This is a genomic window from Rathayibacter sp. VKM Ac-2801 (assembly GCF_009834245.1).
In the GTDB taxonomy this organism is placed as follows: Bacteria; Actinomycetota; Actinomycetes; order Actinomycetales; family Microbacteriaceae; genus Rathayibacter.
This window is the reverse complement of record NZ_CP047183.1, coordinates 3,247,410-3,261,143: the sequence shown is the minus strand read 5'-3', so window position 1 is coordinate 3,261,143 and position 13,734 is coordinate 3,247,410. Positions and strand designations below refer to the sequence as shown.

Sequence of the window (13,734 nt, the reverse complement as noted above, 5' to 3'; positions counted from 1 at the left end):
CCCGTGCCGCACCGATGTTCCGCCATCTGGACGATGCGGATCCGCTCCCGTGGCGGGCATCTCCAGAGCAGTGGCGCGAGATAGCGCTCTCACCAGGAACTTCCCCGCATCCGTCCGCCGCTCGACGCACGATGCGAGCGCAGCCGCGGATGTCACCGAACCGGGTCTGGTGGTCGCTCGGCGGACGCGGGAGAATGCACTCGCGCCCGTCCGCACGGTCCCCCGAAGGACCGCACCGCGCCCCCTCCACGGTGGTCCGATCCGGACCGCAGCACCCCCGCACTCCTTCCGGTCAGGCTCCGCCGACCGAGCAGCCCCCACTACGTCGGGATCCCATGTCCTCTTCTGCGCGCCACAGCCGCCGTCTCGTCCTCACCGGAGCCGCTCTCGGCGTCGGGTCCGCCCTCACCTACGCCGTCACCGCCTCGGCCGCCGACTACAGCGCGATCCCGCCGCTGCCGGGCGAGCTCGGGCGCGGCGTCACGGCGATCTCGCGCGTGGGGAAGAAGCCGTACCAGATCATCGACGTGATGATCGGCACCGACCGCACCCGGCTCTTCGTCCCGCACACCGCGGTCCCCTCACAGCGGGTCGGCCAGGTCGTCTACTGGTACTACCACGCCAACGGGAGCACCTACGCGGCCTTGTCCGGCGCCTACCAGTACAGCGCCGACCAGGCTGTCGACAAGGGCGTCATCTCGATCTGCCCCAACTACGGCGGCAGCATCTACACGAACAAGCGGGCCGTCGCCCTGCAGGTGGACGCGGTCGCCTGGTTCCAGAAGACGTGGCGGATCGGCGCGAGCTTCCTCCGCTCGAACTCCGGCGGCGGCGCGCTGCTCTGCTGGGCGTACGGCAACAAGCTGGTCCCCGAGATCCGCGGCGCGTACCACGCGGCCGGCGTCTACGACATGGCCGACATGGCCCGCCGCGACCCGGAGCGGGTCCTGCCGGACTACGACAACGACCCCTCGACGATCCCGGCGACCGACCCCGCGCTGCTGCCGCAGGCCTCGTGGGCGGGTGCACGGATCCGCACGACCGGCTCGACGGAGGACGTCCTCGTCCCGATCGCCGTGCACGGGGGGGCCTGGGTCGCGCTCGCGAAGCCCGTCGCGAAGGAGGCGGTGGTCCTCTACACGCCGACCGACGGCGCTCCGAACGGCCACAACGTGCCGAGCTCCACGAACAAGGACATGCTCGACACGTTCGACCGCTGGCTCTCGGAGCAGCCGGTCGTCGCGCTGCCCGACGAGCCCGCCTCGTCGATCCCCGGCGAGGGCACGTACCAGAACTACTCGCTGCTCATCACGACCGCGGGCACCTGGAGCACGATCTCCTCCGCCACCGACAGCGGCGGGAGCATCAGCTACTCCAGCTCGGCCGGAGCATCCGCGAGCTTCCGCTTCTCGGGGACGGGCGTCAGCTGGGTGAGCCGGATGACGGCGACCTCCGGCATCAACGAGGTGCTGCTCGACGGCGTCGTCGTCGCCACCGTCGACCGCTACAGCCCCACGACCCGCTCGGGTCAGACGGTCTGGACGAGCGGGCCGATCGCCGCAGGCACCCACACGGTCACGATCCGCCGGGGGACGACGCGCAACCCGGCGTCCACCGGGTCCACGCTGATCCTCGACGCCTTCGTGGTGACCGCGGGGACCGTCTCGACGTCGACCCCCACGCCCACCGCGACGGCGTCGCCGACCAGCACGCCGACGCCGACCGATACTTCGACGCCCACGGATACCCCGACGCCCACGGAGACGCCGACGGCCACGGAGACGCCGACGGCCACGTCCACGCCCACCCCGACCTCGACGCTTCCCGCGGCGGGGACGTACCAGAACGGAGCCGCTGTCATCGCGACGGTCGGCACCTGGGCGACGCTCTCGAGCACCGCCGACAGCGGCGGCAGCATCTCGTACTCGAGCACCTCCACGGCCTCGGCGACCCTCCGCTTCCAGGGCACGAAGGTCAGCTGGGTGAGCCGGGTCACCCCGACCTCCGGCATCAACGAGGTCCTGATCGACGGCGTGCTCGTGGCCTCCGTCGATCGCTACAGCGCCACCAACCGCTCGGCCCGCACCGTGTTCACCAGCAGCACCCTCAGCGCCGGCGAGCACACCATCACCATCCGCCGCGGCAGCAAGCGCAACGCCGCCTCCACGGGCAACTCGCTGATCCTGGACGCCTTCGTCGTCGTGTGAGCCGCTCGAGCGCCCGAGCCGCCCGCGCGATTCCGGACAGAGGACGCGGGCGGGCTCGGGTGGTCGGGTGTGCGGGGGTCCTGGGCGGGTTCGTCGTCGACGCGTCGAGATGCCTCCCGCCCAGCGCCCACCGCAGTGAGGTGCCCGAGAATGCAGCTTCTCCAGCGTTTTCGGGACCACCTCGGGCACCTCAGCAGGCCTCGGCGGAGGCGGCCCGTGCGAGCATGCGGGCATGAGAACGCTGATCCTCGGAGGCACAGGCTGGCTCGGCGGGCACCTCGCGGCGGAGGCGCTGAGGCGCGGCCATGAGGTCACCTGCCTCGCGCGGGGGGCGGGCGTGCCGGTGGGGGCGTCCCTCGTCCGGGCCGACCGCGACCGCGAGGACGCCCTCGACGCCGTGTCCGCCGCGCCGTGGGACGCGCTGATCGACGTCTCCTCGACCCCGCAGCACGTCCGCCGGTCCGTCCGCGACCTGCGCTGCGGCGCCTACGTGCTCGTCTCGACCACGAGCGTCTACGCCGAGAACGCGATCATCGGTGCGGACGAGGACGCCGAGCTGCTCGCCCCCTCCGACGACCCCGCCTCCTACGGCGCCGCGAAAGCCGCCTGCGAGCAGGCCGTGCTGACCGGATCCGCGCCGGCCCTGATCGCCCGCGCCGGCCTGATCGGCGGCCCCGGCGACCCGACGAGCCGCTCCTCCTACTGGCCCTGGCGCTTCCCCGCGCGGTCCGGGCCCGTGCTGGTGCCGGACGCGCCCGACCTGCTGACATCGGTGGTCGACGTGCGGGACCTCGCCGCCTGGCTGGTGGCGTCCGCCGAGGCGCGTGTGGAGGGCGTGATGAACGTCTGCGGGACCCCCGTGCCGTTCGCCGAGCACCTGGCCGTGGCGCGCGGCGGATCGTCCGCCGAGGCGGTCGCGGTGCCGGAGGAGTGGCTGCTCGAGCGCGGTGTCGGCCAGTGGGCGGGTCCGGGCTCGCTGCCGCTGTGGATCGCGGATCCCGCCTGGAGGGGGATGAACGCGCGCTCGACGGCGCGGGCCGAGGCGGCGGGCTTCGAGCGCCGCGAGCTCGCGGAGACGCTGCAGGACGCGGCGGCCGCGCACGTGCCGGGGCGCGGGGCGGGGCTGGGGGAGGAGCGGGAGCGGGAGCTGCTGGGGGAGTGGGGTGCGGGGTGGGTGGGGACGGCGGGTCGGCTGCGCTGACTCGTTCGATGGAGCGGCCTGCCCTACGACGGGGCCGTCGGTCAGAGCGCGGAAGGAGTACCGATTTCTGCCCGCCTGACAGCCGCTCGACCGATGCCGGCCAGTTGAGCGAGCATCTCGGCCGGCGGCCTCGTCACGTCGATCCGTGCCGTCCGAACCACGACACCAGAGCCTTTCACCGTCGTCGTCCGGTCGCTCGTGTCTCCGGCGCTCGAGACGTAGACGAGCATCCCCTCGGAGAGACCGAGCACTGTGCAGTAGGCCAGCATCTGGTAGAGGTCCTCGACCCTCGGTGGCCCGAGTTTGTACTTGGCATCGATGACGACCACTGGTCGGCCGCCGGCGACGTGGACGAAATCGGGTCGGATCGGCTGTCGACGTTCGAGATCGAGATGAGCGGGGAACTGACCGTAACTGACGCCCCGCGAGACCTCTGAGAGAGCGCTGCTCAGCGTCGTGGTCACGAACGCCTCGAAAGCCTCCGCCATATTGACGACGAAGGAGGCGACGGCGTGGCCGCCGCTCGTCGTGGTGGGCGTGGTCCGGGCGAGGACGAGTTCGGCGAAGCGCAGGGCGGGCTGATAGCGCTGGTTCAGCCGCGACGCTTGCCACGACGGCGTCATCGTCCCTGGCTGCAGGAGGGCCGCCTCCGACAGTCTCGAGTCGAGGTGCGCCAGGCGCCGCCGGACGTCCGGCGACACTCGGGGCACGGTGAGCAGCAGCCGACCGGCCGCACGCAGGATCCGATTCTCGACGATGTCGGCCGAGTAGTCATCGACCGTCAGCTCGATCGGGAGGAGTCGTCCGCCGCGGCGCGACATCTGATCGGAGAACCGGACCCGCCCGCGCACCGTCATGGCGCTCTCGTCGTACCGTCGGTAACCCTGCAGAAGGCCGTGCCCGAGTGCACGTTCCGCGATGCGCACGTACGTCTCGGCGACCGCGGGGAAGATCTCCCTGCCGTTGCCGGAGACCTCTTCCGGTCGGAAGCCCGGGTCCGCCGCGTACCCCAGCATGAAGAGCACCGAGGAGAAGGCGGCCTTCGGATGGACGACGACCTCGTCGCCATCGATCCGGATCGCCCCGATCCTGTTGAGCTGCGGCTTCACCTCGGCGCCCGACGCTGTCACACGGGATTCGAGCAGCCCTGTGCTGCAGACGCGACCGATGACCTCTGAGTCGAACGGGACCGCCGTCCAGCCGCCGTTCTCGTCGAACTCGACGCGGGTCATCCGGCCGGAGCGTCGTCGGCCGCGTCGTCCGGATCCGCGACAGCACCGGGCTCGAGAGCGCTGAGACCGAACGTCGCCCGGACCTCCGCGCGAGACAAGCGGCCGTAGTAGTGCTCGTCGAGCAGTGGAAGGATGTCGTACTCCCAGATCCTCGCCAATCCGGCATCCGTGCGGGCAGAAGCGCCCATGAGGTACGACGGGCCGATCTGGAAGTCGCGATCGAGGTCGCCGATCCGCTCGTTGAGCTGCCTCAGCAGAGCGCCGCGGCTGATCTCGAGGCGCTGCGCCTTCGACCACCGCTCGATCAGGCCGAGTACCGGCTCCTCTGCGGGGTGCAGCTCGACGAACGAGAATCGCCGCCTGATCGCCGCGTCCACCAGGGAGATCGAGCGGTCTGCCGTGTTCATCGTTCCGATGACGAAGAGATTCTCGGGCAGACGGAAATCCTCGTCCGGCGAGTACTGCAGTGAGATTCCGGCGTCGCGGTACTCGAGGAGCAGATAGAGCTCGCCGAACACCTTCGCGATGTTCGCCCGGTTGATCTCGTCGATGATCAGCACATGCGGCACTGTCGGGTTCGCCGCCGCCGCTGCAGCGAGAAGACGTACCGGCCCCGGTGCGAGTCGGAAACTCGCAGACCCCTTCTCATCGACCGTCGGCCGGAACCCCTCGAAGAAGTCCTCATAGGAGTAGGAGGGGTGGAACTGGACGATGCGGACTGCATCTTTCGGCGCGATGAAGTCGGCAAGAGCGCGAGCGAGATAAGTCTTGCCCGTTCCAGGAGGCCCGAAGAAGATCGCTTGGCGACGCTCTTCCAGGAGGCCCAGCACCTCGTTCAGCCAGACGGAGTCGTAATGCAGGCGTCCCGCGAGTTCGGGCGTGCTGCGGGGGAGTCGGAGGGGGCCGGACAGCGGAGGTGCGGGCGTCGGTGCGGTCGTCGGCGAGATCAGGAAGCCGACGTCGGTGATCGGAGCATTCCCGGACAGGACGTCGAGGACAGCGTGGGGTATCTCCGACCTCGATACCGGCGTCCGCCAGTCGACGCTGCGTCGTCCTCGGGAATCGAGTTCTCCGATCAGGCCCCAATGCACGTTTTCGGAACCGTCGACGAAGACCTGGTCGCCGGCCGCCATCGTCACGAGGAACTGCGCAGCCGCGTCCACCTCGGTGAGGAGATCGGTGATGAGTGGTCGCGGACCGGCCGCGGAAGTCGGCCAGTCTCTCCATGAACGAAGCGCTTCGTCGCGCATGCCGCTTCGATCGACATCCGGCGGGAGCGTGAAGTGGAGGCCCGGGAGGACGAGCGGTGAGCCGGAGACGGCCGAGGGCACGGCCCAGCCCCGCTGCTTGATCGGCGGTGCCGTTAGCCACCATTCCGCGTCCCACGGTGGCGAGTACCAGGCGATGTCGAGCTCGCCGCTCGGGTCGAGGCTGTCCCGCAGAGCGAGCAGATCGCGGTCGACGTCGTCTGTCACAGTCGGGAGCGCTGCCGCGAAGGCGTTGCGGATCGCGTGCTTCTGCGCGACGGAGACGATCGCTTCGAAGCAGCTCGGCCAGGACAGAGCCAGCAGAGAGCTCCGGATCGGTGGGGCGTCGCCCTGCACGTCGAGCGTCCGGTCACGGAAGAGCCAGGGGTCACCGAGCGCGGCTTCGCGATCGTCGGAGCCGAGGGCGTCCCACTGGCGAACGAAATCGCACAACCAGAGGAGATGCTGTGCGATCTGCTGGTTGAATCCCTGACCGCCGTTGAAGACGCCGCGGGTGTCGAGGGCGTCGACGATCACATCAGGGACCCGGGGGCGGTCGGGCAGCACGTCGAGGATCTCCCGCAGAAGAGCGAGCTTCGTCTGCGTCCGGATGTTGATCAGGGGGAGGCGCTGCAGGAAGCAGAGTTCAGCGGCGAGCAGGACGACCGCTCTCGGCTGATCGGTCAGCTGCTCGGCGATCCGCTCTCGGAAAGTCCCGCTCGACCCGGGTGCCTCGATCGCCTGTCGGAGTGTCGCCGCCGTATCAGCGGTCCAGGTCACCGTCCGGCCGTCGAACGCGGAGGCCTGACGTCGGAGTCCACCGTCGAGGACGACGCGGCCGGCCTGCGCGATCGCCGTCCGCTCCGCCCGGCCCGTCCGTTCGGGCGTCTCCGAGCGCTCCGCTGGAACGCCGGGGTCGGTGGTCCCTCTGATGGCTGTGCAGTCCGAGCACCATCCCGGTCGTGTCAGTGTCCTGAGGTCGGCATCCGGTGCAGCGCCCCAGGCCTTCAACACCTCGTCCTGAGCCCAGATGCGGATCGGAGATGTCACGCCGTGGGCGCATCCAGGGAGGTGCAGCTTTCCCGACGACGCTTCCTCGTATCCGCGCTCGGACGCGGCGAGGCCCCACTCGACGCCGTCGAAGGACCGCGTGGAACCGGAGATGCGGCCACGGGCTCCGGGAGCAGTGCTGAGGACTAGGAATCCGAGCCCGGTCAGAACCCTTTGCGCCAAGCCGGAGGTGAACTCGCTCCGATGCAGATCAGTGACTTCGGAGATCACCTGCTTGACGGGGAAGCGGTTGCCGCCCACCTCGACGGAGTACGTGCTCACCTCGTCCGGCGCGGCTCCGGCGAGGGTGCTCTCGACTTGTTCCCGCGTGAGTTCATAGGTGGTGCTGTTGATCGTGAACTGCACTTCGTCCCCTTCGTCGTTCCGATGAGTCTGTCGGACGGAACCGACATCCTCCGCATCGGCTCCCTTCTTCGCGCCGGAAAGAGGACGGGTGTTTCCGACTGTGCTCGGGTCCGACTGCTCTGGCCGAGGTGCGGCGGAGAATCGACTCGATGACGCGCGGAGAATCGAGCGGGACGGCGACCGATGGAGAAGGGGACGACAGTTCTTCTGCGGCGAATCGGACCCCGACCGATGTGGCACGATCGACCCATGCCCGGCTCTCTGCACGCCTATGTCGTCGAAGGAACCCGTCTCCGAGTGGATGTGGTCTCGGATCAGGGGGCGACTCTCTCCCTTGCGGGAGAATTTACCGATCTCGAGCCGGTGACGGAGAGCGGTGGTGTGCTCGAGAGCAATCCCGCACTGCGCAGCAACATGTGGGCCTACGCCAAGACCTGGTATCGCGCCCGGATGACGTCCAACGCCGAGGCTCTCGCCCACTCGGATCCGGCCGAGCAGAAGGCCGCTCTCCAGCAGGTGGAGCAGGAGCGGCGGACGGCCCAGAAAGTGGCCGAGACGTACGCGAAGACGGCCCAGTGGATCGCGGACGTCGCGGACGACATCTCGCTGCTGGACGTCCAGCACGGATGGTGCTCGTCGTGCTTCTTCAACACCGAGCACCGGAAGTCGAACCGTCCCGCAGGGCAGCTTCCCGTCTACGTCTGCCAGGGCTGCGGATCCGCGACGCTCCCGTGCGTGGCCGTCGGTTGCAGCAACATGGCGGTGCGGGAGCGCGGCGCTCTCCGCGTCCCTCAGTTCTGCGCCGAGCACAAGCACGAGATCCCGGGCTTCGAGAAGGCCCAGGGGAGCTTCGGCGAGCTGCACGACTACGAGGCCTTCCTTGAATACGAGAAGCCCGACCTCGACGCGGCCTCGAAGATCATCGTGGGCGGCATCGCGGTCCTCGCGATGGCGGCGCCGGTCGCTCTCCTCGCCGCTCCCGCCATCGGCGGCGCAGTCGGCTCGCTCGGCGTCTTCGGCGGATTCTCCGGCGCAGCGGCGAGCTCTCACGGACTCGCGCTGCTCGGCGGCGGCACCCTCGCCGCGGGCGGGCTCGGCATGGCCGGCGGCACGGCGGTCGTGACGGCCGTCGGAGCGGCGGTGGGAGGCGTCCTCGGGGCATCCGTCGCGAACGCCTACCTGAGCGAAGACAAGTCGTTCGACATCGAATTGCTCCGTCCAGGCAAGGGCGGAGTCCCCGTCGTCGTCGCAAACGGCTTCCTCACCGACGTCAAGGGCGAGAAATGGGGTGGGTGGAAGTCGATCGTCGATGCACGGTATCCGGACTCGCCCGTCTACCGGGTCAAGTGGGGAGCGAAGGAGCTCCGGGACTTGACCGATATGGCCTTCGGGGCTGTGGGAAAGGGTGGCGCCATGGCGGCTCTGAGAGGAGCTGCAGCGGTGGGCAACAAAGCAGGAGCGAAGCTGCTCGGAGCGGTCGTGGGTCCGGCGATGGTCATCTCCGACCTGGCGAGAAACCCCTGGCACGTCGCGAAGAACCGGGCGGACAAGACCGGCGTGATCATCGGCGACCTGCTGGCACGCACGGATGCGCAGTCCTACGTGCTCATCGGTCACAGCCTGGGAGCGCGAGCGATGGTGGTCGCTGCGGAATCACTCGGCACGAAGCCCGGAGGTCCTCGGATCCAGTCGGCCCACCTCCTCGGTGCCGCCATCGGTGCGAAGAGCAGGTGGGAGTCTCTCACCGCCTCCGTCGATGAAGCGGTCTACAACTACCACTCGAGGAACGACAACATCCTTAAAGTCGTCTACCGAACTGCGCAGGCAGGTGAGACGGCGGCGGGCCTGAGCGGTTTCGTTCCGGCGTCCAGCAAGCTGCAGAACATCGACGTGTCCGACCACGTCCTGACGCACTTCGACTATCAGGACAACGTTCGACTTCACGCCGCCGTCTGAGCCGTGGGGTCAGCCGTTCCTCCCTGGAGCACGAGCGTGCGGACGCGTTCGACTCGCGCCTCAACAGATCCCGAAGGACGCTTCAGTATGCGCACCCTCGCGATGTTCCCCGTCATTCTGGTCTCGCTCTCGCTTCTCGCTGGGTGCTCGGAGGCGTCGGTGCCTTCCGAGCCCGCACCGTCGAGCTCGGTGCCGACCGCTGTCGAACCCGATGCGACATCTGAATCCGAGGTGTCCACACCGAGCGGGGCGCCTGTCGAGCGCATTGCACTTGCGGAGATCGCCATGGATCTCGAGTGCTCCGACTACGCACTGTCGGCGACGGTCGCGCCGGGTGCAGCGGAGTACGGCACCTGCCAGCTCGACGGAGTGCGGGTTCAGCTTTATCGATTCGCGTCGATCGAGGACAAGCAGGTCTTCCTGGGTCAGGTGAAAGCCTATGGAGTGGTGGAGTCGCAGCTGGCGGTCACGAAGGACGGGCTCGTTGCAGCCGCCCCCGCCGACCAGAGGCTGCTCGTCCGGCTGCAGGAGGGCCTGAGGGGCTGACCGCACCTAGCCGCTGCCCCTCCGGCTCGATTCCGGTCGAGCACTCGGCTCTGCGCGGAGCCTGGCCCGCCATCTGCGGCCGGTCGAAGGCTCCCGCGGGTGACGAAGAGATGAGGTCGAGGCACGCCCTCTTCCTATCAGCATCACTGAGTCGCCCGGGAAGGCTCGTTCTCCGCGTCGAGAACGAGCCTTCTCGGGCGACTCGGTGCAGCGGACCGGAGTCACGCGAGCATCCGGACGCGATGTCAGGCGTCATCGCCCGAGCACTCCCGCGTACACAGCGAGGTACTCGTCGACCATCCGGTCGACCGCGAAGCGGCGGCGAGCGGTCGCCCGCACGGCCGCCCGATCGAGGAGCCCGACCCGCTCGACCGCCGCGACCGCCTCCGACGCGGAGCTCACCGCGTACCCGGTGACCCCCTCGTCGATGATCTCCGCCATCGATCCGCGGCGGTACGCGATCACCGGGGTCCCGCACACCATCGCCTCGACCACCGAGAGGCCGAACGGCTCGTCGAAGCCGATCGGATGCAGGAGCGCGAGCGCCCCGCCGAGCACGAGGGCCCTCTCCTCCGGCCCGACCGAGCCGCGGTAGACCACGCGCGTCCCGTCGACGAGCGGCTCGACCTCCTCGCGCCAGTAGCGCTCGTCCTGCACGATGCCGCAGACGAGGAGGCGGCGCCCGGCCGCGGCGGCGATCCGGACCGCCTCCGCCGTGCCCTTGTCGGGGTGGATTCGGCCCAGAATCACGAGATCCTCTCCTCCGGGCCCGGCGGGGAACTCGTCCACGTCGATCCCGTGGTGCACCGTCGCCGCGTAGTCGAGCTCGGGGGAGCGGTCGCTGTCCGAGATCGACACCAGGTTCGCGGTGCGCGGGTGCCGCAGCGCCTCGCGGTAGGCGGGCAGGATCTCGGGCCCGGAGAAGCCGTGCACCGTCGTCACGAGCGGGACGGGCCACTGCGCCGCGAGGGCGAGCGGCAGCCAGTCGAGGTGGTTGTGCACCACGTCGAACTCACCGGCGCGGTCGAGGACCGCCGCGATGTGCAGCGCCTCCCACACCCGGCCGTCGCGGCCCGACTCGGCGTAGCCCGTCGGAGCGACCGATTCGAGCGCGGCCGTCGTCACGGAGTCGCCGGTCGCGAAGAGCGTCACGTCGGCTCCGCGGCGGACCAGGCCCTCGGTCAGGAGGCTCGCGACCTGCTCCCACGGCCCGTAGTGGCGCGGCGGCGTGCGCCACGCGATCGGCGCGAGCATCGCGATCCGCAGCCCGGCCGCCGGATCGCCGGGTGCTGCGGTCATCGGGCGGCGACGGCCGCGGGGGCCGCCGGGACGCTCGGCCGCGTCGGCTGCAGGCCGGCCCGCCGCACCACGAGCGAGGTGTGCAGGGCGGCGATCGTCGACTCCGCGCCCCGGTTCTCGTTGCGGCCCTGCGGCTCCAGGCCGTCGTACCCGGCGCCGGAGAGCGGATCGACCATCACGGTCGCGGAGTCGTTGACCCCGTGGAACCAGGCCCAGCAGGAGGCGAGGCCGTCGCGCCAGACCGGGTCCTCGTCGAGCGTCAGCGCCCGGGCGCACGCGGCGGCGATGGCGGCGACCTCGATCGGCTGCTGGTCGAAGAGCACCCCGAGCTCGTCGGGCCCGCGGCCGGCCACGCCCGTCACCGAGAGGCGGCCGTCGCGCGACTCGAGCCCCAGGAGGAAGGCGAGGGCGGCGAACCCGCGCGCGAGCAGCGGCGGATCCTGCAGCGCCTCGCCGGCGGCCAGGAGCGCCTCGGGGACGCAGCCGTTGGCGTAGCGCAGGCGCGCCTCCGGCCAGGGCCAGGCCTGATCCGTGCAGGAGAGGAGCATCGGCGCGGCGTCGTGCAGCAGCTGGACCGCGACCAGCGAGTGCGGGCGGACGGCGACGACCTCGACCGCGCCGAGCACCGCGAACGTCATCGCGCGCAGGTCCGGTGAGCGCTCCTCCGCGAGGTGGAGGAAGAGCCGCATCGCGCGGCGGCGGGTCAGCGGCAGCTCGGCGTGCGCGGCGACGACCCCGGCGGCCCAGACGCTCCGGCCCCACCAGTCGCCGAGCGAGGAGACGTCGGCCCACTCGCCCTCGGGCGACAGGCGGTTGTGCACCGTGCCGTCGGGCTCGGCCGCGGCCTCGAGGAAGCGCAGGTACTGCTCGGTCAGGCGCCGGGTGCGGAACGACTGGTCCGGCTCCTGCACCACCACGATCAGTGCTCGTGCGACGTCGTCGACGCAGTACCCGTGCTCGGCGCGCGGGACGTCGTTCAGGGCGTGCTCGTGCAGTCCGAGGTCGTCGGTGAGGGCGTCGAGGTGGGAGTAGGGGAGCGCCGGGGCGATCACGCCGCGCGCTCGAGACGGAGGCGCTCGACGAGGTCGAGGTAGTGCCCGGCGGCGGCGGGCCACGACAGGGCGGCGGGCGCCAGCACGGGGGCGGAGTCGGCGAGCACCTCCTGCAGTGCGCGGGCCATCGCAGCGGGATCCTCGTGGGCGACGGTGCGGCCGCGGCGCTCGCCGAGCAGCTCGAGGGCGTGGGGGAACGCGGTCGCGACGACGCGGCGGCCGGCGGCCAGCGCCTCCACGAGCACTCCCGAGGTGACCTGGTTGCGGGAGTCGTAGGGCAGGAGGACCGCGTCGGCCTCGGCGACGGCGGCGGCGAGCTGGGCGGGGTCGAGGTAGCGGCCGTCGAGGACGACGCGGCCCTCGAGCCCGAGCTCGGCGATGAGCGCCGTGAGCGAGTCGCGGTAGGCCTCGCCCGAGGAGGCGACGACCTTCGGGTGCGTCTGCCCGTAGACGGTGTAGCGGGCGTCGATCCCGGCGTCGCGCAGGTGCGCCATCGCGCGGATGCCCCATTCGATGCCCTTGCCCGGGCCGATCAGTCCCCAGGTGATGACGTGCGGATCCGCGGCCGCGTCGGCGCGGTCGGCGGCGGCGCTCCAGACGGGCACGCCGTGGGCGATGACTCGGACCCGGCCGGCGTCCACGTCGTAGCGGCGCTCGAGGATGTCGGCGGCGACGGCGGTCATCACCACGACCGCATCGGCGAGGGCGGCGACGCGCTCGAGGACGCGGCGCTGCGAGGGGCTCGGAGTCTCGAGGACGGTGTGCAGCACGACCACCACCGGGACGACGAGCTGCTCCATCAGGGCGATCACCTCGTCGCCGTCGGGGCCGCCGTAGATGCCGTACTCGTGCTGGATCACGGCGACGTCCGAGGCGTTGAGCGCGGCCGCGGCCTGCGCGATGCTCTCCGCGCTGCCCGCGACGAGCTCGGCGACGACGCTGGTGCCGGGCGTCGAGCCCGGGACGGCGAGCTCGTCCATCACCCGGACGGTGCGGATCGCGGCGCCGTGCTCGGCGGACAGGGCGCCGGCGAGCGCGTCCGTGAAGGTCGCGAGCCCGCACCGCGTGGGCGGGAAGGTCGAGAGCATGCCGACGGTGGTGCCGCGGTGCGTGAGGGGGAAGGGGTGCTCCATGCTGACTCCGGCCACGAGGAGGCGGAGCCGAGGGCGTCCGCGAACGGGCGAGGCGTCTGCCGAGCGGCACCCCTCGCGGGATCACGAGGTGCGGATCCGGTTCACGGCCGGCGGACCGGGCGTGGGTAGCGTCACCCTAGAGGGGGTGTCTGAACATCCGGGGTCGCTGTTCGCTCAGCGGCCAGTGACCGCTCGAGTCGGGGCCCCGGCCTACTCGAGGAGGAAGGCGCGCCCGTTGATGAGCAGGGTGTCGCCGTCGGTCGCGGCGAGAACGCCGAACTCGTCGACGGAGCGGGTGGAGTCCCCGGCGGTGTCCGAGGTCGCGGCGACAGCGGGAGTGGCTGCGGCGGCGGAGAGGAGGAGCCCGCAGGCGAGTGCGGTGATCACGGTCGTGCGGTTCATCGGCGTCGTCCTTGGCGTCGTGGTGGGCCGCTTCTCGTGGAGG

General features: G+C 70.6%; 10 protein-coding genes. 4 read left to right on the top strand and 6 right to left on the bottom strand.

Features of this window, described 5'->3' with window-relative positions; all coding sequences use genetic code 11:
- Positions 1-335: 335 nt before the first annotated feature.
- Positions 336-2,207 (top strand): hypothetical protein, encoded by a 1,872-nt coding sequence (locus GSU45_RS15185; RefSeq protein ID WP_159916167.1) that lies wholly within the window; start codon positions 336-338, stop codon positions 2,205-2,207.
- A 232-nt stretch (positions 2,208-2,439) separates the two neighbouring features.
- On the top strand, positions 2,440-3,408 hold the full coding sequence (locus GSU45_RS15180) for an NAD-dependent epimerase/dehydratase family protein (protein ID WP_159916165.1): 969 nt from the start codon (positions 2,440-2,442) through the stop codon (positions 3,406-3,408).
- Between the two features lie 41 nt (positions 3,409-3,449).
- Here the strand turns inward: GSU45_RS15180 and GSU45_RS15175 are convergent, their stop codons facing one another.
- Positions 3,450-4,640: a restriction endonuclease gene (locus GSU45_RS15175; RefSeq protein ID WP_159916163.1), complete on the bottom strand. Its 1,191-nt coding sequence runs from the start codon at positions 4,638-4,640 to the stop codon at positions 3,450-3,452.
- Positions 4,637-7,303 carry an AAA family ATPase gene (locus GSU45_RS15170; protein ID WP_159916161.1) on the bottom strand — a complete coding sequence of 889 codons (2,667 nt, stop codon included), beginning with the start codon at positions 7,301-7,303 and terminating at the stop codon, positions 4,637-4,639. The genes GSU45_RS15175 and GSU45_RS15170 overlap by 4 nt, the downstream gene beginning before the upstream one ends.
- A gap of 249 nt (positions 7,304-7,552) precedes the next feature.
- Between GSU45_RS15170 and GSU45_RS15165 the strand changes: the two genes are divergently transcribed.
- Both GSU45_RS15165 and GSU45_RS15160 read left to right on the top strand, forming a co-directional pair.
- A complete protein-coding gene (locus tag GSU45_RS15165) occupies positions 7,553-9,259 on the top strand; it encodes a DUF726 domain-containing protein (RefSeq protein ID WP_244248139.1) in 1,707 nt (568 codons plus the stop codon).
- An 87-nt stretch (positions 9,260-9,346) separates the two neighbouring features.
- Complete coding sequence (locus tag GSU45_RS15160) at positions 9,347-9,805, top strand: hypothetical protein (protein ID WP_159916157.1); 459 nt, start codon at positions 9,347-9,349, stop codon at positions 9,803-9,805.
- 252 nt (positions 9,806-10,057) lie between these two features.
- On the opposite strand, the gene GSU45_RS15155 is transcribed toward GSU45_RS15160, so the two are convergent.
- The 4 genes from GSU45_RS15155 to GSU45_RS15140 all read right to left on the bottom strand — a co-directional run bounded on the left by GSU45_RS15155 (position 10,058) and on the right by GSU45_RS15140 (position 13,691).
- Positions 10,058-11,104: a glycosyltransferase family 4 protein gene (locus tag GSU45_RS15155; RefSeq protein ID WP_244248138.1), complete on the bottom strand. Its 1,047-nt coding sequence runs from the start codon at positions 11,102-11,104 to the stop codon at positions 10,058-10,060.
- Positions 11,101-12,156, bottom strand: a complete 1,056-nt coding sequence (locus GSU45_RS15150; RefSeq protein WP_208543452.1) for a glycosyltransferase — start codon at positions 12,154-12,156, stop codon at positions 11,101-11,103. The genes GSU45_RS15155 and GSU45_RS15150 overlap by 4 nt, the downstream gene beginning before the upstream one ends.
- Positions 12,153-13,289, bottom strand: coding sequence for a glycosyltransferase (locus GSU45_RS15145; RefSeq protein ID WP_159916155.1), 1,137 nt, complete (start codon positions 13,287-13,289; stop codon positions 12,153-12,155). Before GSU45_RS15145 ends, GSU45_RS15150 begins: the two co-directional genes overlap by 4 nt.
- A gap of 210 nt (positions 13,290-13,499) precedes the next feature.
- On the bottom strand, positions 13,500-13,691 hold the full coding sequence (locus GSU45_RS15140; protein ID WP_159916153.1) for a hypothetical protein: 192 nt from the start codon (positions 13,689-13,691) through the stop codon (positions 13,500-13,502).
- Between the last annotated feature and the right edge of the window lie 43 nt (positions 13,692-13,734).